This window comes from Gluconobacter sphaericus (assembly GCF_016757795.1).
Lineage (GTDB): Bacteria > Pseudomonadota > Alphaproteobacteria > Acetobacterales > Acetobacteraceae > Gluconobacter > Gluconobacter sphaericus.
This window is the reverse complement of record NZ_CP068419.1, coordinates 1,296,168-1,315,629: the sequence shown is the minus strand read 5'-3', so window position 1 is coordinate 1,315,629 and position 19,462 is coordinate 1,296,168. Positions and strand designations below refer to the sequence as shown.

Genomic DNA, 19,462 nt, shown 5'->3' with positions numbered 1-19,462 from the left:
CCACCTTATTCGAGACCGGGATCGGCCTCGGGAGGTGACAGGGACTGTCCCGAAGACTGCGGAGGCATAGCCGGAGCAAGGGACGGCGCCGCACCGCTGGGAGGCGCGAGCGGAATGGGATTATGACTGTCCGGAGCAAGCGGTACAGGACCGCCTGAGGCAGAACCGGGCTGCGATGCCGGAGCATCGCCGCCTTCTTCCACCGGAACCTCCGCACTGGCGAGCACGGGCGCCTTCACCTCAGGCAGAGGGCCCGCCTGAGGTACCGTCAGCGCTCCCGCACAGGAGACAACGCGCACATCGTATAAAGGGCTGCCATAAGTTGCGACAGAAGGCTCCTGAGCCAACATCCACCCATCGAAAGGCGGCCGCTGCGGATCGCTGCTGTCCTTAAGATGCAGCAGGGCTCCGGCATCTGCGACCAGCGTCTGCGGCCGGCTGACACAAGCTTCAACACCCACGGAAAGACTATGATAGGTCACGCTCCCGCCCACGGGAATCGTGAGAAGTTCCAGATGAGCATCCAGCCGGTCCAACACGCGCACCACAGCCTGCGATTGCCCCTGCCAGGTTGTCGCCGGATACATCGCCGGGGGCGCCACACCTGTTGCGGCCTGCGCGCCCGAAATCCCGCAAAGCAGAATCATTGCGCCCCCCCTACACGGCAGCAGAACCCGGCCCGACCAAAGTTTCATCATGACTCTTTCTCCTGAGTCCCACCTTGGAACGGGCTCTTCAGATCGGACAGCATGGCCTGAAACGTCTGCAGCATCGCCTGAGGTGAAACCCCCATCAGAACCCCGTCATCAAACACATCCTGCAGGGCCTGACGCAGTTCGGTATCGTTTTCCCGCAGGATCTGGACCTTCTCCGCACAGGACACGGGATTGCCCTCATGGTCGACCCACAGAAACGCATTTTTGTGCGTATCCGTCATGCCTCAAGGCTCATCCGTCAGGCTGCCTGCAACCGGCTTTCCTGCAGCAACCTTCTGGCTCTTCTGCAGCGAATCCGTCACAGAGAAAATGAACTTGCTCAGAAGTTGTTCCAAACTAATGGAGCCCTGCGTCTCGGTCATGACACCACCCGGCTTCACGACCGAATCCGCTCCGCCTGGAGACAGCGCGATGTACTTCCCGCCCAGCAGACTGTCAGACGTCACAATCGCAGCTGAATCCGTCGGCAGCTTTACATCTGGCGCGAGTGTAAACGTCACTTGGGCCTGAAAGCTCTTGGGATCGACCACAGCCCCGGTCACATGCCCCACAGTAATGCCAGCAAGCCGCACGTCTGACCCGACCGTCAAGCCGTCGATCTGACTGAAGGAGGCATGGACAGGGTAGCCCCCGTCATCGCTCCGATGATGTCCGACCATTGCCGCGACCAGAAGACCCGCAAGACAGGCAAGGACAGCGAACCCGGCCAGAAGCTCCAGCCGGTCATGACGGACCGTGACAGCGCTCATGACGATACCCTCGTGAAAATCATCTTTTCAGCACTACCCGACTCCGCTTCGCGCGTCCAATCCTCCCGCGGAAATCGTCACTCAGCAGCCTCCGGAAGAATGTTATCCCCCATATCCCCACATTCCCGCCCATTAGGGGCTTTCCGCAGGCCTTTTTCCGACTTACGGGCCCATAGGTGCAGGGCGTAGATTCGCAACATGACAGCTCGCCTTCACTGGACCGGCGTTCGCATGAGGACGCTTCAGGTCATGACCGACCCCGACGACAGCTCCCTGCGCTCCGTCACCCTTCCTGCCGCCTGGGATGACGAGGCCGCGCAGGCCCTCGCCCAGATCACCCTGAATGGTGGGCCGGTCAGACTTGCCGCAGAGGCAGCGCGTTGGGTAGACACGATCGATGCGTGCCCGCCCCTTCCCGGCACCCCAGCCAACACGCCATCGCCGGGCCGGAGCCTGTCCTATCTTTTGCTGATGCAACAGATGGCACCTAATACCGCGCTATGGCAGTGCCAGCCCGACCAGACGCCCGGCTTCACCATCCGCCTGTCCAGCTTCGTGCAGGAGACCGGCTTCGCCGCCGAGCATTTCGTTGCCTGTCTGCGCCTGGCCTGCGATGCTTTGCGCCGCCTTCATGCCGCGACCCGGATCGAACGCACAGGTGAGCTGCCCCTGTTCGATCTACCCGCCCAACCTGAAGACGAAGCCGCAGGCCTCATTCTCCTGACCGATCTCGATGCCTGCCTGGCGGCCCTCGGCCTGGACTATGACAGTGACGACGCCCGCAACGCGGCCTGCGCCATAGCCGCGCTCGCCACCACAGTTGCTCGCACCGGAACAAAACTGTCCCCGCCGTCCATCCCGGAATCACCCCTGCTTGGACTGCGAACCATCGCATCCTCGGTCTGCGTTACCGATGAAGTGCTGCATTTCTGCCCGATTGAAACCGGATTTTCCTCTCCAGCCCCCACCGAAAGGCTGCTGGGTGTTGAAACCTGCGGCCTCGCCCCGGCCTTTTCGCCACTGCGCGAAGATGGACATTTGCGTGCATCCACGTTGGCCCGGCTGGCCTGCCGGGGCCTGACACCCGAATCCGCCCTGGCACTTGCGCTGGCGGGCGAGACCCCGCTCCCGCCCGCCCATCCGCAGGCTCAGGCTACCATGCACGCCGCCATCAAGAATGCCGTAGACTTCGTGCCGGCGATGCCGGAACCCGATCTGGCGGACCTGCAGGCCAAGCTGGCCCGTGGCGTACGTCGCCCGCTCCCGATGCGGCAAACCGGCTTCACCCAGCGCGCGGCTGTGGGTGGTCACAGTCTTTTCATGCGAACCAGCGAATTCGAAGACGGCACACTCGGCGAGATCAGCCTTACCCCGCCCCGAGAAAGCCCTATGGCCCGCGGACTGATGGACTGCCTCGGCCACGCTGTCAGCATCGGCCTGCAATATGGCGCCCCGCTGGAGGCCTTTGTGGAGCGATTCGCCTATACGCGCTTCGGACCTGCAGGCACTGTAGAGGGCGATCCGTCTACGGCATACGCGACCTCAATGCTCGATTATGCCTTCCGCACTCTATCGGAAGCCTATCTGGGCAAGCACATGCCGGATGCCCCCCGCATCGAACCCAATTCGGAAGATCCAGCTCCCATGCTACCCTTCGGACGTAGCTCCGGCGAAAGCCCGGAATGGAAGGACCGCGGACGCCGTCTGAAACTAGTCAGCTAGGATGAAAAGCGGTTTCGATGGCTCCAGCGAGCAGAATACATTGACAGTCAACGGACTCGCCGGTAGCTAGCGCCTGCGCTGAGAAGGAATCCGGTTGAACGACCGGGTAAGAAGGATGCGTACAGGGTAAGGGATCAGACCTCATGGGACACGCCCCTGCCGGTGACGACGAAGACTTCGACGAACGCCTGAGGCGTGCCCGTCAGAAGCTCGATCCCCGCTCAGGGGAATTCGCCGTAACCGACGAGGGTAATGGTGACAGTTCAATGTCATCCCTTGGAGTGGCGGTCCGCGTGGGAACGGACCTTGTAGCCGGACTCGCAGTCGGTGTAGCCATAGGCTACGCCTTGGGCCACTGGTTCGGATACAAGGCTTTGTTCCTGTCCGTATTCGCCCTGGCAGGATGTGGCGCCGGCATGTTGAATGTCTGGCGGGTTTTGAAGGATTCGGGCATGGTGTCCGGACCGAAAGATGACGGGAGAAGCCAGCGTGGCAGCCGGATCGACGATTGACGCGCTCGGACAGTTCGAGCTCCATCCGGTTCTCGGGCATCTGGGAGAAGCCCTGCGGTTCTCGCAGTCACCGCTGTTCATGCTGATCGCCGTCGCCATCGTTCTCGTCTTCCTGTATGTCGGAATGCGTCCTGCCGCCGTGGTGCCGGGTCGCCTTCAGGCCGCCGCAGAAATCAGCTATGACTTCGTGCATGACCTCGCCGTCAGTACGATCGGCGAAAATGGCGCGACGTTCTTCCCGTTCGTCTTTGCGATTTTCTTCTTCATCCTGGCTGGCAACTACCTCGGTCTGTTGCCCTTCTCTTTCACGTACACCAGCCACATCGCCGTGACCTTCGGTCTGGCCATCATGGTGTTCGTCATCTCGATCCTTGCTTCCATCCGTTTTCAGGGTGTGGGCTTCCTTAAGCACTTCCTGCCCGCTGGAACGCCTGTCTGGCTTGCTCCGCTGCTGGTGCCGATCGAGCTCATCTCTTTCCTTTCGCGTCCGGTCAGCCTGTCGATCCGACTTTTCGCCAACATGGTGGCGGGTCACGTGCTCCTGGAAGTGTTTGCCGGCTTCACGATCATGCTCGCCGGTCTGGGCGCATTCGGCCATGTTCTGGCCATCGCCCCGATCGCGATCAACATCGCGCTGACGGCCCTCGAACTGCTGGTGGGCGTGCTGCAGGCCTATGTGTTCGCCATCCTCACCTGCATCTATCTGCGTGAGGCCGTCGCTCACTGAGCCACACCAGCTTCGCACTAACCCTTTAATCGACCCAACAAGGAACCTGACAATGGACGTTCAAGCCGCTCACGAATTCGGCATCAGCATCGCCCAGGCCGCCCGTGACCTCGGTGCCGGTATTGCCGTTTTCGCCCTCGCCGGTGTCGGCATGGGTCTCGGCAACATCTTCTCCACGCTGATCAGCTCGGTTGCCCGCAACCCGGCTTCGCGTCCGCATGTCTTCGGCATCGGCATGCTGGGCTTTGCGCTGACGGAAGCTGTCGCGCTTTTCGCCCTGCTGATCGCGTTCCTGATCCTGTTCGCCTGAGGTCGAACATGTACCGTACGCCACGCCTCTTCCTGTTCGCCGCTCCGCTTGCGGCCGTGCCGGGCCGTGCCGTGGCTGCGGGCATGCCACAGCTGAACTTTCACGATCCGCTGCTGATCGGACAGGTCGTTTGGGGAGCCGTCATTTTCGGCGGCTTCTATCTCAGCCTGAGCCGCTTCGCGCTGCCGCGTGTCGAACGGGTTCTGAGCAACCGTCGGACCCGTATCCAGAGCGATCTGGATGTTGCCCGCAAGGCTAAAGCCGAGGCCGACCGCGCCAGCGCGGAACTCCTCAGTGCCCGTCATGAAGCAGCCGAGCAGGCCCGCGCCCATGTGGAGCGGATCCAGAGCGAAGCCCGCGCCAGCGCGGATGCTCACGCTGCGGAAACGGCCAAGCGTCTTGAATCCGAGATCGCAAACGCCGAGACCCGAATCACCCAGTCCCGTGAAGAGGCCCTTTCCAGCCTGTCCGAGATCGCCACCAGCACCACACAGGATCTGGTTGCGCGTCTGATCGGCACGCAGGACGAACAGACTGTCGCCAGCGCCGTCAAACGCGTCAGCGCCTAAGGAGACGATGATGTTCCACGATCCCCGGTTCTGGACCGCCCTCGCCTTCGTCCTGTTCTTCGTCATTTTCGGACGCAAGCTCTGGATCGCCATCACCAGCCACCTGGATGCCCGCGCGACAAACGTCCGTAACGACCTCGATGAAGCAGCCCGCCTGCGCCGCGAAGCCGAGCAAATGCTGGAAGATGCCACCCGCGAGCGAGAAAAGACCCTGGCCGAAACACAGGCCATGCTTGCACGCTCCGAGGCCGAAGCCGCCGGTCTGGCAGAACGCGCCCGCAAGGACGCTGAAGCCGCCGCAGCCCGCTACGAGAAGATGGCGCAGGATCGGATTCACGCAGCCGAACGCTCGGCCATCCGTGAAATTCAGGATCGCGCTACTCAGATCGCGGTCGCCGCAGCCCGTGAGGTCGTGTCGACCCGTCTGACGGAAAGCCCTGACATCGCATCCAGCCTGCTCGACCAGAGCATCAACAGCCTGCCGGAAGCCCTTCGGCGCTCCGCTGCCTGATCCGATGCCCACCTCCAAGGTGCAAGGTTCCTTTCATGACGACGGACAGCCCACAAGGCTCTCCGTCGTCATGGCCGTTCTGAACGAAGCGGACAATATCCTCCCCGTCTGTCAGGAGTTGGCTGAAACTTTCGCTGCCGACTCTTCAATAGAAATTCTGGCTATTGATGACGGCAGCACCGACGTCACCGTCAGAAAGCTTCTGGAAGCACGCCAGACGATCCTGCCCCGCCTGCGCATCATCAGCCACCCGAAGCGCCTCGGAAAATCAGCCGCCCTCCGAACAGGCATTACCGCTGCCAACGGACACTGGATCGCCACCATTGACGGCGACGGACAGGATGACCCTTCTGCCATCCTGAGAATGCTGGAACGTGCGACATCGACTCCAAGAGTCCAGCCTCTGGTGGTCGGCGTCCGCCGCAAACGCAACGACCGCCTGTCTCGCCGGCTTGCTACGCGCTTCGCAAACGGACTGCGCCGTCGTCTCCTGAACGATGGCTGCCCCGATACAGGCGCGCCGCTCAAGCTCTTCCCGCGCGACCTCTTCCTGAAAATTCCTCAGTTCGAAGGCGTCCATCGTTTTCTGCCTGCATTACTGGGACATTACGGCGCCCCGCTGATCTGTATCGAAGTGCAGCACCGCGCCCGACTACATGGCAGCTCGAAATATACCAATTTCAACCGAGCTCTCGTTGGTATCCGTGACCTCCTGGGCGTCATGTGGCTCCAGAACCGCACGCACCTGCCCAATCATCTGACCGAACACTGAAGCCGTCACACGGGATCCGGACCTTCCGGAATCATGCCGCATGCCCGGCCTGACAGAACGGCGCGGAGAGTCCCCATGACCCTGAACCTCCGGCATTATGCTCTTCTCGGGCTGTTGGCCTTTCTGCTCGCGCTCCCCGGTCGCATGACGCTCCCGCCCCTCGATCGAGACGAACCCCGCTATATGGAAGCATCCGAACAGATGCTTCTCTCCCACAACTTCATCGACGTCCGTTTTCAGGACAAACCACGCTATCTCCAACCGGCTGGAATCTACTGGCTGGAAGCGGCCTCGACCGCCGCCGCCGAGAAAATCTTCGGTCCCTCAGTTTTGCGCAAGACATGGCCCTATCGAATTCCGAGCCTCCTCGCCGCAACCATCATTGTCCCCCTGACTGCCTGGATCGGCGCAACTCTCTTTGGGGGCACTACGGGCTTGATGGCGGCAGGCCTACTGATGGTTTCGACGTTGTTCGTCGCCGAAAGCCACATGGCGACCATCGACACAGTCCTGCTGCTGGACATCCTGTGCATCGAAGCCGCCCTTCTGTGCGCTCTCACTGATCGACAAAAAAACCGCCCCACTCATCTTCGCGTCGCAGTCGCCTACTGGCTTGCTTTGGGCATTGGCCTCATGCTCAAAGGCCCGGTCGTCCTCATTCCGGGCTTCGGCACACCGCTGGCCCTGTGGCTACTGGAAAAAAACCGCTCATGGTGGTCTCGCCTGCGCCCACGCTGGGGCTGGCTACTCATGGTTGCCGTGGTTGTTCCCTGGTGCGTCGCCATAGAGATCATCAGCGGTGGGGACTTCTTCGCCCGAGCGGTTGGACGCAACTTCCTAGGCAAAGTAGCCCATGGTCAAGAAGCGCATGGCCTCCCTCCTGGCTTCCATCTGCTGGTTTTCGGACTAGCCTTCTGGCCTGGTTCGCTGTTCGCTGCCATGGCCATTCCGGCAGTCTGGCAAAACCGCAAACTCCCGCAGGTCCGCTTCCTCCTCAGCTGGATCGTCCCGCACTGGCTGGTGTTCGAACTGATCGCCACCAAACTCCCGCATTACGTCCTGCCAACCTATCCGGCGATTGCCATCCTCACTGCCGCAAGCCTCATGACATGGTGCCCTCCTACACTCTCACGATGGGCAAAGGCTCTTCTCGGGGTCTATGGCGTTCTGTGGGCAGTCATCGGCATTGGCTTCTGCCTTGCCGGCAGCATCGCCCTCTACAGACTTGAGCACACGTTCACACTCTCCGCCCTGATCGCGCTGGGAGGATCCCTACCCCTGATGCTCGGCGCCATCGTAATGCTCATGAAGCAGCAGCGACAACAAGCAACCTTCTGCGCCATGGGAGCAGCCGTCATTGCCCATGCCGGCTTGTTCCTGAGCGTGATCCCCAATCTTCAGACCATCCGTCTCAGCCCCCGGATTGTAGACCTCTTCGAAGATATTCGCCCCTGCAATGACAGTGTTTTGATATCGTCATCCTATTCCGAGCCGAGCCTGGTCTTTCTCGCCGGCCCCAATACACAACTCATTGGCCCCGCAGCCGCAGCCGCATATCTGCACGACCATCCCCAATGCAGCTTGGCGCTGATCGGCCTCAAAGACAAAAATACCTTTATGTCTGCCCTGAAAAAATTTGGAATAAATGTTGTCAAGTATAACCAAATAAAAGGACTAAATTATTCAAATGGGCATCATCTTATTTTAGAATTATTTTCACCCCTATAAATCCGGAGAATTCGAAAAACCCTCTATTTTTGACGCGTCCTGTGTAATTCGATTCGTCCGGTTCTGGTTAGGCTCAGGACCTATTGATTTGATTGTAGAAATCTGATTCAGGCCCTGCGAGGAGACTGGAAATTAGCGACCTGTTTTGGCTGACAGATGAACAGATGGATCGTCTGCGGCCCAAAGAGCCACGGTAGACCCCGTGTTGATGAGCTTCGCGTGTTGAGCGGGATCATTTTCGCGAACCGCAATGGGATGCGCTGGCGTGATGCGCCCCGGGAATACGGCCCCCACAAGACGCTGTACAACCGTTGGCAGCGCTGGGGCGACATAGGTATTTTCATGCGGATGATGAACGGCTTATCTGCTGCCAAGGCCGAGCCCCTGACCATCATGACTGATGCGACGTATCTCAAGGCGCACCGGACGGCTTCAAGTCTGCGGCTAAAAAAAAGGGGCTCCAGGCCGTCTGATCGGTCGCACCAAAGGCGGTATGAATACCAAGCTGCATGCGGTCAGTGACCAGAACGGACGACCGCTGAGCTTTTTCATGACGGCGGGATAGGTCAGTGATTACACCGGTGCCGCTGCTCTGCTGGACAGCCTTCCTATGGCACAGTGGATGCTGGGAGATCGCGGGTATGACGCCGACTGGTTCAGGGACGCTCTGGAAGAGAAAGACATAAAGCCCCATATTCCAGGACGGAGATCCCGCGGAAAGCCAACCAAATACGACAAACGGAAATACAAAAGACGCAATCGCATCGAGATTATGTTCGGAAGGCTCAAGGACTGGCGGCGGGTCGCAACACGCTACGACAGATGCCCGACCGCCTTCTTCTCAGCCGTCTGCCTCGCCGCAACCGTCATCTTCTGGCTATGAGTCCTGAGCCTAATATGATTTTCTGAAATTATGGAAGCTCTTCAGGATCGACCAAATTAAAGAATGTCTGTTGGTCAACAGTAAAATAGCGCGGATAAGATGGATCGCGTTCAAACAGCGGATCTGAACTCCAGCGTTCGAGCATAGTCTGAGTTTCCAAGAAAAAACGCGTTTCATGTTCAGGCTTATCATCAGTTCCACGAGACAGACTCTCGTGATGATAAGCAATCGTCTCTGCAGAAAAGATAATACGGTATCCAGCCCGACGAATTTTCAAACATAGATCAACATCATTGAAAGCGACTTTCAACGCTTCTTCATCGAAACCGCCGACCTCATCAAAAATAGTACGTCTTACCAGCATAAGCGCCGCCGTAACGGCTGTTACTTCGTGCGAAAGCATCGTGCGGCCAATATATCCATATTCTGATAGCGGATCACCCCGATGCACATGAGCTGCCACACCAGCCGGCCCCACAACTACACCGGCATGCTGAATCGTATCATTAGGGTAAAGCAGTTTGGCACCAACAGCTCCGACATCTTTAAATGCCTGAGCTTCTCCAACCATGCGCTGTAACCACTTTGGGTCCTCCACAAACACGTCGTTATTCATGAATACGACATAATCAGATCTAGTCTGAGCTACAGCGATATTGTTCAGTCGCGAAAAATTAAATGGTTCTTCTACCGTTATAACGGAAACATTTTTATGCTTCTGAATTTTTTTGATAAAATCAAGCGTCTCATCACGTACCGACCAATTATCGATTAAAACAATATTGTAGTTCTTATAAACTGTATGTTTGAGGATATTTTCGACGCAGGTAAGCGTCGTATCCAGCTGATCTTTAAAAGGAATGATAATAGTTACTGACGGATGGGTACGCGAGGTCCATTCTACACCATAAAGCGTCAGTCCGCGGATGGACGAAACCGTGGAGGCGATTTTCTGCCGCTTGAGATGATCGGCCACACATTTTACGCCGGCATTGATCGCGTAAGTTTTCTGGCTCACATCCACAGCTGTGGAATTGGGGGTTTTGCGCCAATGGTAAAGAATTTCAGGCACATGAAAAATTTCTGATGGACTAAGGATTTCCGTTGCTTTCAGTACGAAATCATGGTCCTGCGCTCCGTTATAATCGGAATTAAGATGCCCAATCTTCTGCATTGTCGCAGCATCTACCATCGTTAAATGACATATATAGTTGCAACCAAGAAGATAACGATAGTTGAAATCAGGTTTAAGATTGGGTTCCAGGTAATACCCAGCCTGATCGATTTTATCCTCATCCGAATAAAGAAGCTTGGCTCCGGTTTCGCGTGCCGCTCGAACCATGACTTCAATAGCGACATCTACCAAAAGATCATCATGATCAAAGAAGGCAACATACTGACCTTTGGCAGCATCCATGGCTACATTTGTAGCGCCAGCAATCCCTACATTCTTCTTCAGGGTAATACATTGGATGCGTGAATCACTTTTGGTAAAATTATTGATGATTTTCGTTATTTCGTGACTTTTACCCGCATCGTCAACGAGGATAAGCTCCCAATTCTGATAAGTCTGATCAAGAACAGATTGGACGGCTGCCTTGAAATCACTTTCAAGCGGGCGATAGACAGGGCAAAGAATTGAGACAAGCGGCGTGAATACGCTATTTTTTTCTTCATAAACGCGCTGTTCAACCATTCGTTTTCCCAGAAGAGTATAATATTTACGTGCCCATCGATCATAGTCTCCCAACGTATAGGAACGTTTGGGAACGAGATCACGAAGCTCCTGCCGGAGCTTCGCCATGCGCCTGTAAATTTCATCGAGTTCGTTGGTAACGTCGATAATCCGGCTTTCAAAAGCATCATCCGCAAAAGACGTTACTATTGGACAACCATCGAGCTCTATATCATCCGGCTGAGCCAAAACTTTGACTGTATGCTGACGACTTCCTCTTAATGCCTGCGGGATAGGAAACTCAAACCCGCAATTGGGATCACACCCCAAGACGGCAGCAACATCCCCACGATAACGGTTTGCGCGTATCTGTCCGATCCGAATACCATCGACGAGAATTGATAGCACTACACCACCGGTCTCTTCACCATCTCGCGACTTGCGCAGCACCCAACCGCGAAGTGCACCCTGTTTCACGCCGTCGACATGACTTTTATAAGAAGGCCTGAGATGGCCGGAAAATGTGATCGAGGTCACACCGTCGGATAAAAGTGGCAGAGCAGAACGGTCATCCAGACGCAATGACAGCGTATGTTTTTCACCGTTAAAGTAACTTGATGGTATTTGGAAACTGAAACCCAGGTTGGCGGTCGGTAGCGAAAGCATTGCCTGAATGTCTGCACGAGGCAAATCGGCAATCGCCATTCCGACTTCCTGCCCATCAATGATTATATGAATTTTTACAGGAGAAAATTTTTCCAAATTACATGTCGCCCACCCTCGGACGACACCATCTTCCAGACCGTCAAAATGTCCTTGGAACTGAACTAAAGCTGTTCGATTTTCTACCGCTTTAGACATTCTAACACATCCACCTTACAAAAATCACTCAAATAATCCCTAGCTGAAAATAAAGTATACTGCGAGAAATTTTCTATAAATAGAGATATTTATCTAATTTAAATAAAAAAGGAAAAGACGCCGCTATAAAATAATATTCAAGAAGGTCATTATATTAATTAAATATTATGGTTTGGGTATTATTAGCGGCAATTCATATCATTAATATATTGAATTGTGAAATATTTCTTTAAGTGAGTATATTATTTCTATTGATTATGTTTTTGGTAGAGCATTCTATTATCCGCAAAAGCAGACCAACCAAAACACACCCATTCTCAAGAGACTACATCCCCTGAAAATACAGGTTTTGATCTCCACTACTATAGGAGAAATAATTCAGTCTTATCCTTATTTTACGATAAACGAAAACCCTGGTGGAGCTGAGGGGAATCGAACCCCTGACCTCCTCATTGCGAACGAGGCGCTCTCCCATCTGAGCTACAGCCCCACGGTAAAACAATAGTTCTCTTCTTCTCGCAGACTGTCAAGCAGCCCTGCACGCAAGACGTTGTTCTGTGCTATCGCTATGACTACAAGCGTTCCTCAATCGGCCTTTCGGCTACTCTTTCCGACATTCGACGAGGTTTTTATATGGTTGCCCTGCATTCCATTATCCTGATGCTGATCCAGGCTTTTGTATGGATTTTGCTGGCGTACTGCATCCTGTCGATGCTGCTGGGTTTCGGGATCCTGGATATCCGCAACCGGTTTTTCTACTCCATTTTCAACACGCTGGCCCGGATCGTAGAACCTGTCATGGCTCCGATCCGCAGCATCCTTCCCAACACGGGCGGCATGGATTTTGCGCCAATGGTCGTTCTGCTACTGATCCAGTTTCTGGTCTACCCGGCCGTCAACAGGATCTTCTTCATGCTCGCAACGCATAACAACTTCTGAAAACGGCCTATCTAAGGACGCGCCACACCTCTTCTAGCGCTTCAACCAACGTATCCCGCGTCTCCTGATGCAGCGTCTCATCCGGGCGCTGCATCCAAACCGACCATCCCGTTCCCGGCTGACGCTCGATTTTTACAGCCCAGTCCACTGGCAGACGGGACAAAACCCGCTCCATACGAGCTTCAGCCGTCAAGGGCTTGGCGTAATTATGACCCATCACGAATAACTTTCGCCTCTCGAGCGGCCTGGCGTTTCCAGATCAGGCCGTTCCCCCCACCGTCAGACCTGAAATCTTCAGGGTCGGCTGCCCAACACCCACCGGCACGCCCTGACCAGCCTTCCCACAGGTTCCAATGCCAGGATCCAGCGCCACATCGGACCCGATCATAGAGATCTGGTTCATCGCATCCGCCCCATTGCCGATCAACGTAGCCCCCTTGACCGGACGGATCATTTTTCCATCCTCGACCAGATAGGCTTCCGAAGCCGCAAACACGAATTTTCCCGACGTGATATCCACCTGGCCGCCGCCGAAATTAACGGCATAAAGCCCGCGCTTCATCGAACGAATCATCTCATCGGTGGTCGCATTTCCTTCCAGCATGAGCGTATTGGTCATGCGCGGCATAGGTGCGTGAGCATAGGACTCCCGGCGTCCGTTCCCGGTGGATTTCGTCCCCATCAGACGGGCATTCAACCGGTCCTGAAGATAACCGGTCAGAATCCCGTCCTCGATCAGAACGGTCCGAGACGTCGGTGTTCCCTCATCATCAACACTCAACGAGCCGCGACGCTCTGGAAGCGTTCCATCATCGACCACAGTCACGCCTGAAGACGCCACACGCTTGCCGATCATCCCGGAAAAGGACGAGGTCCCCTTACGGTTGAAATCGCCCTCCAGCCCGTGCCCGACGGCCTCATGCAGCAGAATGCCCGGCCATCCCGGACCAAGCACCACATCCATTTCTCCTGCGGGCGCCGGGGCAGCTTCCAGCGTAATAAGGGCCTGTTTCAGGGCCTTGTCGACTGTATCGCGCCACGTTTCTGGAGCCAGCAGCCGGTCCAGTTCATAGCGCCCCCCCAGACCACAGCTTCCGCTTTCGCGCTGACCGTCCTTTTCCACAACGACGGACACATTCATCCGCACCAACGGGCGCAGATCCGCCACATCGCCGCCGGAGTCCGCGCGCCGCATGATCTGAACGGCCTGCCATTCAGAACTCAGTACAGCACTGACCTGCACCACCCGGGAATCCAGACTCCGCGCATAGGTATCGATCTCGCTCAGAACTGCTGCACGCGCTGCAAAATCCGTTCCTTCAAGCGGGCGGGAGTCGCCATAAAGCCGCTGGTTCGTCGCCTGGGGTCCCGGCGCCATGATGCCGCTGCGTCCCTGCCGCACGGCACCCACCGTACTGACAGCCCGCTCCAGAGCATTCCGGCTGATATCGTCCGCATGCGCAAAAGCCGTCTCCGTCCCCAGAACGGCCCGCAGCCCGAACCCCGAAGACGTGTTGAAGCTCGCCGAACGGATCGTCCCGTCATCCAGGCTGATGCTTTCATTCTCCCGGTATTCAAGGAACAGCTCGCCGTCATCCACACCATCAAGCCCCCGATTGACGAGCGCCCGGGCATCGTCACGAGTCAACTTTGAATCAGGCCGGCCGAAAAAGAGGGCATCGGTCGTAGCAAGAGCGCCCAGAGCATCAGCTGCAACAGACATGAGAAATCTCCAGACAGAACAGACCGGCTTTCCCGGCAGACAGATTGAACACAGAGCGGATCACAACACGGGGCTTTTAAGAAAGGGCCTTTTCCAGCCGTTTCAAGGCCTCCTGCATGATCTCTGGCTTTTTGCAAAACGCGAACCGAATCAGATTCTGCGGTGCGGCATCCCCCTGCGGGTCATAGAAAGCCGAAACCGGGATCGTCGCGACCCCCGCATGTTCCACCAGCCAGCGCGCGAATTCCACATCATTTCGCCCGGCTGCATGGCGAGAAATATCCGCAACGATGAAATAGCTCCCATCCGCGGGCAGCGTCTCGAAGCCCAGCCGGTGTAACCCGTCACGTAGCAGATCCCGCTGCGTTTTCATCTGCGTCGACAGCCCTTGGTAATAGCTGTCATCTTTGTTCAGCCCGTAAGCCACAGCCCGCTGAAGGTTCGGAGCTGTCGCAAACACCATCACCTGATGCGCTTTCGCCACCACCGAGGCCAGCGCCGCCGGTGCCGTCACATAGCCGACCTTCCATCCCGTCAGGGAGAAACTCTTGCCCGCACTCCCGATCCGCATGCACCGCTCGCGCATCCCCGGCAGCGTCATCAGCGGGAGGTGTTTCACGTGAAACGTCAGATGCTCGTAAACCTCGTCACAGATCGCATAGGCATCATGTTCCCGGACCAGTTCCGCAATCAGCTCAAGCTCCTCGCGGACAAACACCTTCCCGGACGGGTTCATCGGTGAATTGAGCATGATCGCCTTGGTCTTCGGACCAAACGCGGCCCGAAGCTCCGCCTCCGGCACGGACCAGTGCGGCGGCGCAAGCCGCACACAGCGCGGCACCGCCCCCAAAAGCTTCAGAGCCGGCAGATAGGTGTCATAAAGCGGCTCGATTACCACCACCTCATCTCCCGGCTCCACGACCGCCATCAGACACGCTGCCAGAGCTTCCGTCGCGCCAGACGTCACGACAACTTCCGTCGCAGGGTCGACCTCAAGCCCATAGAAACGCCGATTAGACGCCGCCACAGCCTCACGCAGTTCCGGCAGGCCAGTTAGCGGCGCATACTGGTTGCGCCCGTCGCGCAGCGCCTCCTCCGCAACCTGAATGATGTCCTGCGGCCCTTCCGTATCCGGAAACCCCTGCCCGAGATTGATCGCCCCATGCTTCATGGCAAGCTGTGACATAATCGTGAAGATGGTTGTCGGAAGGCTCGCAAGATACTGATTGGGCGTTTTCATCAACGGATTCCAGAACTGACGGAAAACAAAAAGCCCTGCACCATCGCAGGCTGAAGGAGAGCTGAAAAGCCTCTCGCACTCCCCTTTCGTTCCATAATGGAAATCCCGTCTTCCTGCTCCTCAGTCCAACTCCTGCGTTTTACGGCGCATGTCCCGCAACAGAAGCTGCCCCAGCCCCCGCAAAAGAAGCATCGCCAGCACGACAAGGACGATGCCGACACCGCAACAGAGGATCGCATATCCCCAGGAAAGCGGGATGCCATTCCTGGGCACACCATCCGTCGTAACAGTGATCGAGAACGGGTTGTCGTCCACCATGAAAAGATCCTGCGGGACAAAGAGCCGCAGCACGGGCATCGCCGCGAGCATAAGCCCCGTCAGCCCAAACGCGATCACGACAAATCCGCCAACAAACGCCAGCAGACTCCCCGCAGCCAGCCGCAGAAGAACCCAAAACAGACCAAAGGGATTCGACTGCTGCACACCAACGGACAGCTCATGCCGGATCGTAAAGCGTGCGGCGAGCCTGTCCGGCTTTCCCATCCTTTCCAGCAGCGCCAGTGCCGCCCTTTCCCCCAGCCGGGCCTGCGCCGCGACCTGGGCCCGCACTTCAGCGACAATCAGATCCCGCTCACTCTCTGGCAGGCTGAGCAGTCCGCCCCGGAATTCGTGCAGGTAACGTTCGACCGGCAGGGAAAGCAGATCACTGTCTTTCAGGCCATCCGGAGATAAGGAAGCAGGCATCAAGAGGATATTTCCCAAAAAGAGTCTCACTACTCTCTTTACATGCAAGTTCCGGACCAGATCTGGAAAACCCAGGTTCGCTTCCGAAAGATTCAATCATAAATCCGCAGAATGGCGTAATTTCCCATACTCGACAGACGGGCATTTGTCGCTTAATCGTTTTGCAGCCGTTTACACGATGCAAGGCGACAGATCGATGGCCAAGAAAGCCCCCACTTCCACTACCGCGAAACCGAAGGCCGCTCCGGCGCGCCGTACCTCGAAGGCTGCAGCCCCCAAGGCTGCTCCCGCAGCAACCGGCAAGCCGCCCGCCCCGAACCCGCAGGCCGTTGCCCGCGTCTTCGAGATGATCCAGGAGCACGCGGCGGAATTCGTCGATCTGCGCTTTACGGACCCCAAGGGCAAGTGGCACCACACGACCCAGACGGTTTCGACCATCGAAGACGATACCTTCGTTGAAGGCTTCATGTTCGATGGCTCTTCGATCCAGGGCTGGAAGGCCATCAACGAGTCCGACATGGTCCTGCTTCCGGATCCGGAAACGGCCGTCATGGACCCGTTCTCCGCCAAGCCGCAGCTGATCCTGTTCTGCGACATCATCGATCCGAAGACGGGCAACTTCTACAATCGCGACCCGCGCTCAACCGCCAAGCTCGCAGAAGCCTACCTCAAGGAGGCCGGCTTCGGTGACACGGCGTTCTTCGGTCCGGAAGCCGAGTTCTTCATCTTCGACAACGTGCAGTTCGGCACAGGCCCGAATTTCGGCATGTACCAGCTCGACAGCATCGAAGGCCCCGGCTCTTCCCTTAAGGCCTATCCGGAAGGCAACATGGGCCATCGCCCTGTCGTCAAGGGTGGCTACTTCCCGGTCCCACCCGTGGACAGCGAGAACGACCTGCGCGCCGAAATGCTCTCCACGATGGGCGAAATGGGTCTGCCGATCGAGAAGCATCACCACGAAGTCGCACAGTCGCAGCACGAGCTCGGCACGAAGTTCGACACGCTCGTGAAGTCAGCCGACTTCATGCAGATCTACAAGTACTGCGTGCACAACGTCGCCCATTCCTACGGCAAGACGGCCACGTTCATGCCGAAGCCGATCGCAGGCGACAACGGCTCGGGCATGCATGTCCACCAGTCCATCTGGAAGGACGGCAAGCCGACTTTCGCTGGCGACAAGTATGCCGACCTCTCTGAAGACGCGCTATTCTACATCGGTGGCATCATCAAACACGCGAAGGCCCTGAACGCCTTCACGAACCCGTCCACCAACTCTTACAAGCGCCTGATCCCGGGCTTCGAAGCCCCCGTGCTTCTGGCCTATTCCGCTGCGAACCGTTCGGCTTCGTGTCGTATCCCGCATGCGACAAACCCGAAGGCTAAGCGCGTTGAAGTCCGCTTCCCGGACCCGACCGCCAACCCATATCTCGCATTCGCCGCCATGCTGATGGCCGGCCTCGACGGCATCCGCAACAAGATCCACCCGGGCGATGCCATGGACAAGGATCTGTACGAGCTGCCCAAGGAAGAACTGGCTCAGATCCCGACAGTCTGCGGTTCGCTCCGTGAGGCTCTCGAAGCCCTTAAGGAAGACCACGCATTCCTTCTCGAAGGCGGCGTCTTCACCAAGGACCAGATCGAAAGCTACATCGACATCAAGTGGCCGGAAGTTTACAAGTTCGAACACACGCCGCATCCGGCAGAGTTCGAGATGTACTACTCGGTCTGATCCGGGTCAGAACATCGTCTCAACGGAAAGCCCGGCCTTCGTGCCGGGCTTTTCTGTTTTCACCCTACCACTTCAAAATGGCCCGATGATCCCTCCCGCCCTTCAGGCCTTCTCCTCCTCCGCCCTGCCCGTCCTCGACATCGCAGGCACGATCGTGTTCGCGATTTCCGGCGCGATCGAAGCCGCACGTGCACGCCTGACCATCGTGACGTTCATGTTCTTTGCCGCAATTACAGGTGTTGGCGGCGGAACGGTACGGGATCTACTGATTGGCGCGCCGGTCTTCTGGATGCACACCTCCGTCCCGATTACAGCCTGCCTGCTATCCGCCATTGCCGTCTGGTTTACCCCGACCCGCTTCTGGCCAGCCCGCGCAGTGGAATGGTTTGACGGTCTTGGGATCGCCGCCTATGGCGTCTTCGGCTCAGCCAAGGCGCTGGCTTACGGCATCCCGTTGATCCCAGCGGCTCTCATGGGGATCGTCAGTGCCTGCATGGGCGGCATTTTTCGGGATATGCTGGCAGGCGTGCCATCCATCATCATCCGGCCGGAGCTGTACATCACAGCCGTCGCCCTGGCGTCAGGAACCTATGTGTCCCTGACGGCGCTGGGTCTCAATACAAGTCTTGCGGCCATGATTGCCGTCGTGGCTGGCTTCAGCCTGCGCGCCGTAGCCCTCATCAAAGGACTAGGCCTGCCGCATTACAAACGATAGGCGGCAGGCGCGTTCAAACGCTTGTCAGGCGATAACGTCGAACCCGACATCTTCGACAACATGCTGTAACGCCACTGGCGTCACTTTGTGCTCATCGTACTGAATGACAGCGAGCCCCGGATCGAGCGTTACCTCCGCCGACGATACCCCCGGAACATTGGACAGCGCAGACTGCAGCTTTCCCGAACATCCGTTGCACGACATCCCGTCAACCTTGAACGTCACCATCGAAACCATAAGAGACTCTCCTGTTTTCAAAGGCTGCTCCGCAAAGCAGTCGATCCCCGAAATGGGGCATACTCCCGCAGAAATGAAAACCGTCTTTTCAGACTGCGTCCGCAGCATCGTCCAGCGGCTGGACTTTCATGATGTCGAGCTGCGCATCCAGTTTTCCAAGTGCTTCCCCCAGAGCCTTGAAATGCGGTGACGCCAGATGCGCCTCGAACCCGGTTTCCGAAGTCCAGACTTCGGAAACCACCAGCCGGCCAGTCTTTTCGATATCCCTGCTGACAACGTACTGGCGGCAGGCTTCTTCCTTGCGTGAAGACACGATACAGGCCGCAAAAGCGTGTTCTGCCGCTGCGGCATGGCCCGCCGCGACCGTGACAACAGCCGTGATGTGAACCGTCTGACTCAT

General features: G+C 57.2%; 21 protein-coding genes, 1 tRNA gene and 1 pseudogene. 12 read left to right on the top strand and 11 right to left on the bottom strand.

Annotated elements, in window-relative coordinates; all coding sequences use genetic code 11:
• Positions 1-5: 5 nt before the first annotated feature.
• The 3 genes from IGS75_RS06265 to mlaD are packed head-to-tail and all read right to left on the bottom strand — an operon-like array spanning position 6 to position 1,465.
• Positions 6-698, bottom strand: coding sequence for a DUF2155 domain-containing protein (locus IGS75_RS06265; RefSeq protein WP_202257943.1), 693 nt, complete (start codon positions 696-698; stop codon positions 6-8).
• Positions 695-937 carry a hypothetical protein gene (locus IGS75_RS06260; protein ID WP_202257942.1) on the bottom strand — a complete coding sequence of 81 codons (243 nt, stop codon included), beginning with the start codon at positions 935-937 and terminating at the stop codon, positions 695-697. The genes IGS75_RS06265 and IGS75_RS06260 overlap by 4 nt, the downstream gene beginning before the upstream one ends.
• A 3-nt stretch (positions 938-940) precedes the next feature.
• Positions 941-1,465 (bottom strand): outer membrane lipid asymmetry maintenance protein MlaD, encoded by a 525-nt coding sequence (mlaD, locus tag IGS75_RS06255; RefSeq protein WP_202257941.1) that lies wholly within the window; start codon positions 1,463-1,465, stop codon positions 941-943.
• Between the two features lie 198 nt (positions 1,466-1,663).
• Between mlaD and IGS75_RS06250 the strand changes: the two genes are divergently transcribed.
• From IGS75_RS06250 to IGS75_RS06210, 9 genes and pseudogenes are all read left to right on the top strand, one after another.
• Entirely contained in the window at positions 1,664-3,187 is a 1,524-nt protein-coding gene (locus tag IGS75_RS06250) for a TSCPD domain-containing protein (protein ID WP_202257940.1), read from the top strand.
• A 143-nt stretch (positions 3,188-3,330) separates the two neighbouring features.
• The gene (locus IGS75_RS06245; protein ID WP_141353197.1) at positions 3,331-3,699 is read left to right on the top strand and encodes an AtpZ/AtpI family protein; all 369 of its coding nucleotides are present in this window, start codon (positions 3,331-3,333) and stop codon (positions 3,697-3,699) included.
• On the top strand, positions 3,677-4,426 hold the full coding sequence (locus IGS75_RS06240) for a F0F1 ATP synthase subunit A (RefSeq protein ID WP_141353213.1): 750 nt from the start codon (positions 3,677-3,679) through the stop codon (positions 4,424-4,426). Before IGS75_RS06245 ends, IGS75_RS06240 begins: the two co-directional genes overlap by 23 nt.
• Before the next feature lie 82 nt (positions 4,427-4,508).
• On the top strand, positions 4,509-4,736 hold the full coding sequence (locus IGS75_RS06235) for an ATP synthase subunit C family protein (RefSeq protein WP_024717170.1): 228 nt from the start codon (positions 4,509-4,511) through the stop codon (positions 4,734-4,736).
• 8 nt (positions 4,737-4,744) lie between these two features.
• Positions 4,745-5,305, top strand: coding sequence for a F0F1 ATP synthase subunit B family protein (locus IGS75_RS06230; RefSeq protein ID WP_141353199.1), 561 nt, complete (start codon positions 4,745-4,747; stop codon positions 5,303-5,305).
• Between the two features lie 10 nt (positions 5,306-5,315).
• Positions 5,316-5,816: a F0F1 ATP synthase subunit B family protein gene (locus tag IGS75_RS06225; protein WP_141353215.1), complete on the top strand. Its 501-nt coding sequence runs from the start codon at positions 5,316-5,318 to the stop codon at positions 5,814-5,816.
• 4 nt (positions 5,817-5,820) lie between these two features.
• Positions 5,821-6,588, top strand: a complete 768-nt coding sequence (locus IGS75_RS06220) for a glycosyltransferase family 2 protein (protein WP_202257939.1) — start codon at positions 5,821-5,823, stop codon at positions 6,586-6,588.
• A 75-nt stretch (positions 6,589-6,663) separates the two neighbouring features.
• Complete coding sequence (locus tag IGS75_RS06215; RefSeq protein ID WP_202257938.1) at positions 6,664-8,316, top strand: ArnT family glycosyltransferase; 1,653 nt, start codon at positions 6,664-6,666, stop codon at positions 8,314-8,316.
• Between the two features lie 131 nt (positions 8,317-8,447).
• A pseudogene (locus tag IGS75_RS06210) lies at positions 8,448-9,199 on the top strand (IS5 family transposase).
• Between the two features lie 28 nt (positions 9,200-9,227).
• Here IGS75_RS06210 and IGS75_RS06205 read toward each other — a convergent pair.
• Together IGS75_RS06205 and IGS75_RS06200 are read right to left on the bottom strand one after the other, a co-directional pair.
• On the bottom strand, positions 9,228-11,735 hold the full coding sequence (locus IGS75_RS06205; RefSeq protein WP_202257937.1) for a glycosyltransferase family 2 protein: 2,508 nt from the start codon (positions 11,733-11,735) through the stop codon (positions 9,228-9,230).
• Positions 11,736-12,149: 414 nt separating this feature from the next.
• Positions 12,150-12,225: transfer RNA gene (locus IGS75_RS06200), tRNA-Ala, on the bottom strand.
• 143 nt (positions 12,226-12,368) lie between these two features.
• On the opposite strand from IGS75_RS06200, the gene IGS75_RS06195 reads away from it, so the two are divergent.
• On the top strand, positions 12,369-12,674 hold the full coding sequence (locus tag IGS75_RS06195; protein WP_202257936.1) for a YggT family protein: 306 nt from the start codon (positions 12,369-12,371) through the stop codon (positions 12,672-12,674).
• A 7-nt stretch (positions 12,675-12,681) separates the two neighbouring features.
• Here IGS75_RS06195 and IGS75_RS06190 read toward each other — a convergent pair whose 3' ends face one another.
• The 4 genes from IGS75_RS06190 to IGS75_RS06175 all read right to left on the bottom strand — a co-directional run bounded on the left by IGS75_RS06190 (position 12,682) and on the right by IGS75_RS06175 (position 16,381).
• Positions 12,682-12,891: a hypothetical protein gene (locus tag IGS75_RS06190; protein ID WP_202258290.1), complete on the bottom strand. Its 210-nt coding sequence runs from the start codon at positions 12,889-12,891 to the stop codon at positions 12,682-12,684.
• A 42-nt stretch (positions 12,892-12,933) separates the two neighbouring features.
• Complete coding sequence (gene tldD, locus IGS75_RS06185; protein ID WP_202257935.1) at positions 12,934-14,397, bottom strand: metalloprotease TldD; 1,464 nt, start codon at positions 14,395-14,397, stop codon at positions 12,934-12,936.
• 76 nt (positions 14,398-14,473) lie between these two features.
• On the bottom strand, positions 14,474-15,637 hold the full coding sequence (locus IGS75_RS06180) for an aminotransferase (RefSeq protein ID WP_202257934.1): 1,164 nt from the start codon (positions 15,635-15,637) through the stop codon (positions 14,474-14,476).
• A gap of 120 nt (positions 15,638-15,757) precedes the next feature.
• Positions 15,758-16,381: an HAAS signaling domain-containing protein gene (locus IGS75_RS06175; RefSeq protein ID WP_202257933.1), complete on the bottom strand. Its 624-nt coding sequence runs from the start codon at positions 16,379-16,381 to the stop codon at positions 15,758-15,760.
• Positions 16,382-16,727: 346 nt separating this feature from the next.
• Here IGS75_RS06175 and glnA point away from each other — a divergent pair, with 346 nt between their 5' ends.
• Together glnA and IGS75_RS06165 are read left to right on the top strand one after the other, a co-directional pair.
• Positions 16,728-18,110, top strand: a complete 1,383-nt coding sequence (gene glnA, locus IGS75_RS06170) for a type I glutamate--ammonia ligase (protein ID WP_141353596.1) — start codon at positions 16,728-16,730, stop codon at positions 18,108-18,110.
• Positions 18,111-18,195: 85 nt separating this feature from the next.
• A complete protein-coding gene (locus IGS75_RS06165) occupies positions 18,196-18,825 on the top strand; it encodes a trimeric intracellular cation channel family protein (protein ID WP_141353612.1) in 630 nt (209 codons plus the stop codon).
• Positions 18,826-18,849: 24 nt separating this feature from the next.
• Here IGS75_RS06165 and IGS75_RS06160 read toward each other — a convergent pair whose 3' ends face one another.
• Positions 18,850-19,062: a heavy-metal-associated domain-containing protein gene (locus tag IGS75_RS06160; protein WP_141353594.1), complete on the bottom strand. Its 213-nt coding sequence runs from the start codon at positions 19,060-19,062 to the stop codon at positions 18,850-18,852.
• An 88-nt stretch (positions 19,063-19,150) separates the two neighbouring features.
• Positions 19,151-19,462: a putative quinol monooxygenase gene (locus tag IGS75_RS06155; protein WP_202257932.1), complete on the bottom strand. Its 312-nt coding sequence runs from the start codon at positions 19,460-19,462 to the stop codon at positions 19,151-19,153.

Coding starts and splice junctions, on each gene's coding strand:
- IGS75_RS06265 (WP_202257943.1), bottom strand. CDS start 698: ATGATGAAACTTTGGTCGGGCCGGGTTCTGCTGCCGTGTAGGGGGGGC.
- IGS75_RS06260 (WP_202257942.1), bottom strand. CDS start 937: ATGACGGATACGCACAAAAATGCGTTTCTGTGGGTCGACCATGAGGGC.
- mlaD (WP_202257941.1), bottom strand. CDS start 1,465: ATGAGCGCTGTCACGGTCCGTCATGACCGGCTGGAGCTTCTGGCCGGG.
- IGS75_RS06250 (WP_202257940.1), top strand. CDS start 1,664: ATGACAGCTCGCCTTCACTGGACCGGCGTTCGCATGAGGACGCTTCAG.
- IGS75_RS06245 (WP_141353197.1), top strand. CDS start 3,331: ATGGGACACGCCCCTGCCGGTGACGACGAAGACTTCGACGAACGCCTG.
- IGS75_RS06230 (WP_141353199.1), top strand. CDS start 4,745: ATGTACCGTACGCCACGCCTCTTCCTGTTCGCCGCTCCGCTTGCGGCC.
- IGS75_RS06225 (WP_141353215.1), top strand. CDS start 5,316: ATGTTCCACGATCCCCGGTTCTGGACCGCCCTCGCCTTCGTCCTGTTC.
- IGS75_RS06220 (WP_202257939.1), top strand. CDS start 5,821: ATGCCCACCTCCAAGGTGCAAGGTTCCTTTCATGACGACGGACAGCCC.
- IGS75_RS06215 (WP_202257938.1), top strand. CDS start 6,664: ATGACCCTGAACCTCCGGCATTATGCTCTTCTCGGGCTGTTGGCCTTT.
- IGS75_RS06205 (WP_202257937.1), bottom strand. CDS start 11,735: ATGTCTAAAGCGGTAGAAAATCGAACAGCTTTAGTTCAGTTCCAAGGA.
- IGS75_RS06195 (WP_202257936.1), top strand. CDS start 12,369: ATGGTTGCCCTGCATTCCATTATCCTGATGCTGATCCAGGCTTTTGTA.
- IGS75_RS06190 (WP_202258290.1), bottom strand. CDS start 12,891: ATGGGTCATAATTACGCCAAGCCCTTGACGGCTGAAGCTCGTATGGAG.
- tldD (WP_202257935.1), bottom strand. CDS start 14,397: ATGTCTGTTGCAGCTGATGCTCTGGGCGCTCTTGCTACGACCGATGCC.
- IGS75_RS06180 (WP_202257934.1), bottom strand. CDS start 15,637: ATGAAAACGCCCAATCAGTATCTTGCGAGCCTTCCGACAACCATCTTC.
- IGS75_RS06175 (WP_202257933.1), bottom strand. CDS start 16,381: ATGCCTGCTTCCTTATCTCCGGATGGCCTGAAAGACAGTGATCTGCTT.
- glnA (WP_141353596.1), top strand. CDS start 16,728: ATGATCCAGGAGCACGCGGCGGAATTCGTCGATCTGCGCTTTACGGAC.
- IGS75_RS06165 (WP_141353612.1), top strand. CDS start 18,196: ATGATCCCTCCCGCCCTTCAGGCCTTCTCCTCCTCCGCCCTGCCCGTC.
- IGS75_RS06160 (WP_141353594.1), bottom strand. CDS start 19,062: ATGGTTTCGATGGTGACGTTCAAGGTTGACGGGATGTCGTGCAACGGA.
- IGS75_RS06155 (WP_202257932.1), bottom strand. CDS start 19,462: ATGAGTCAGACGGTTCACATCACGGCTGTTGTCACGGTCGCGGCGGGC.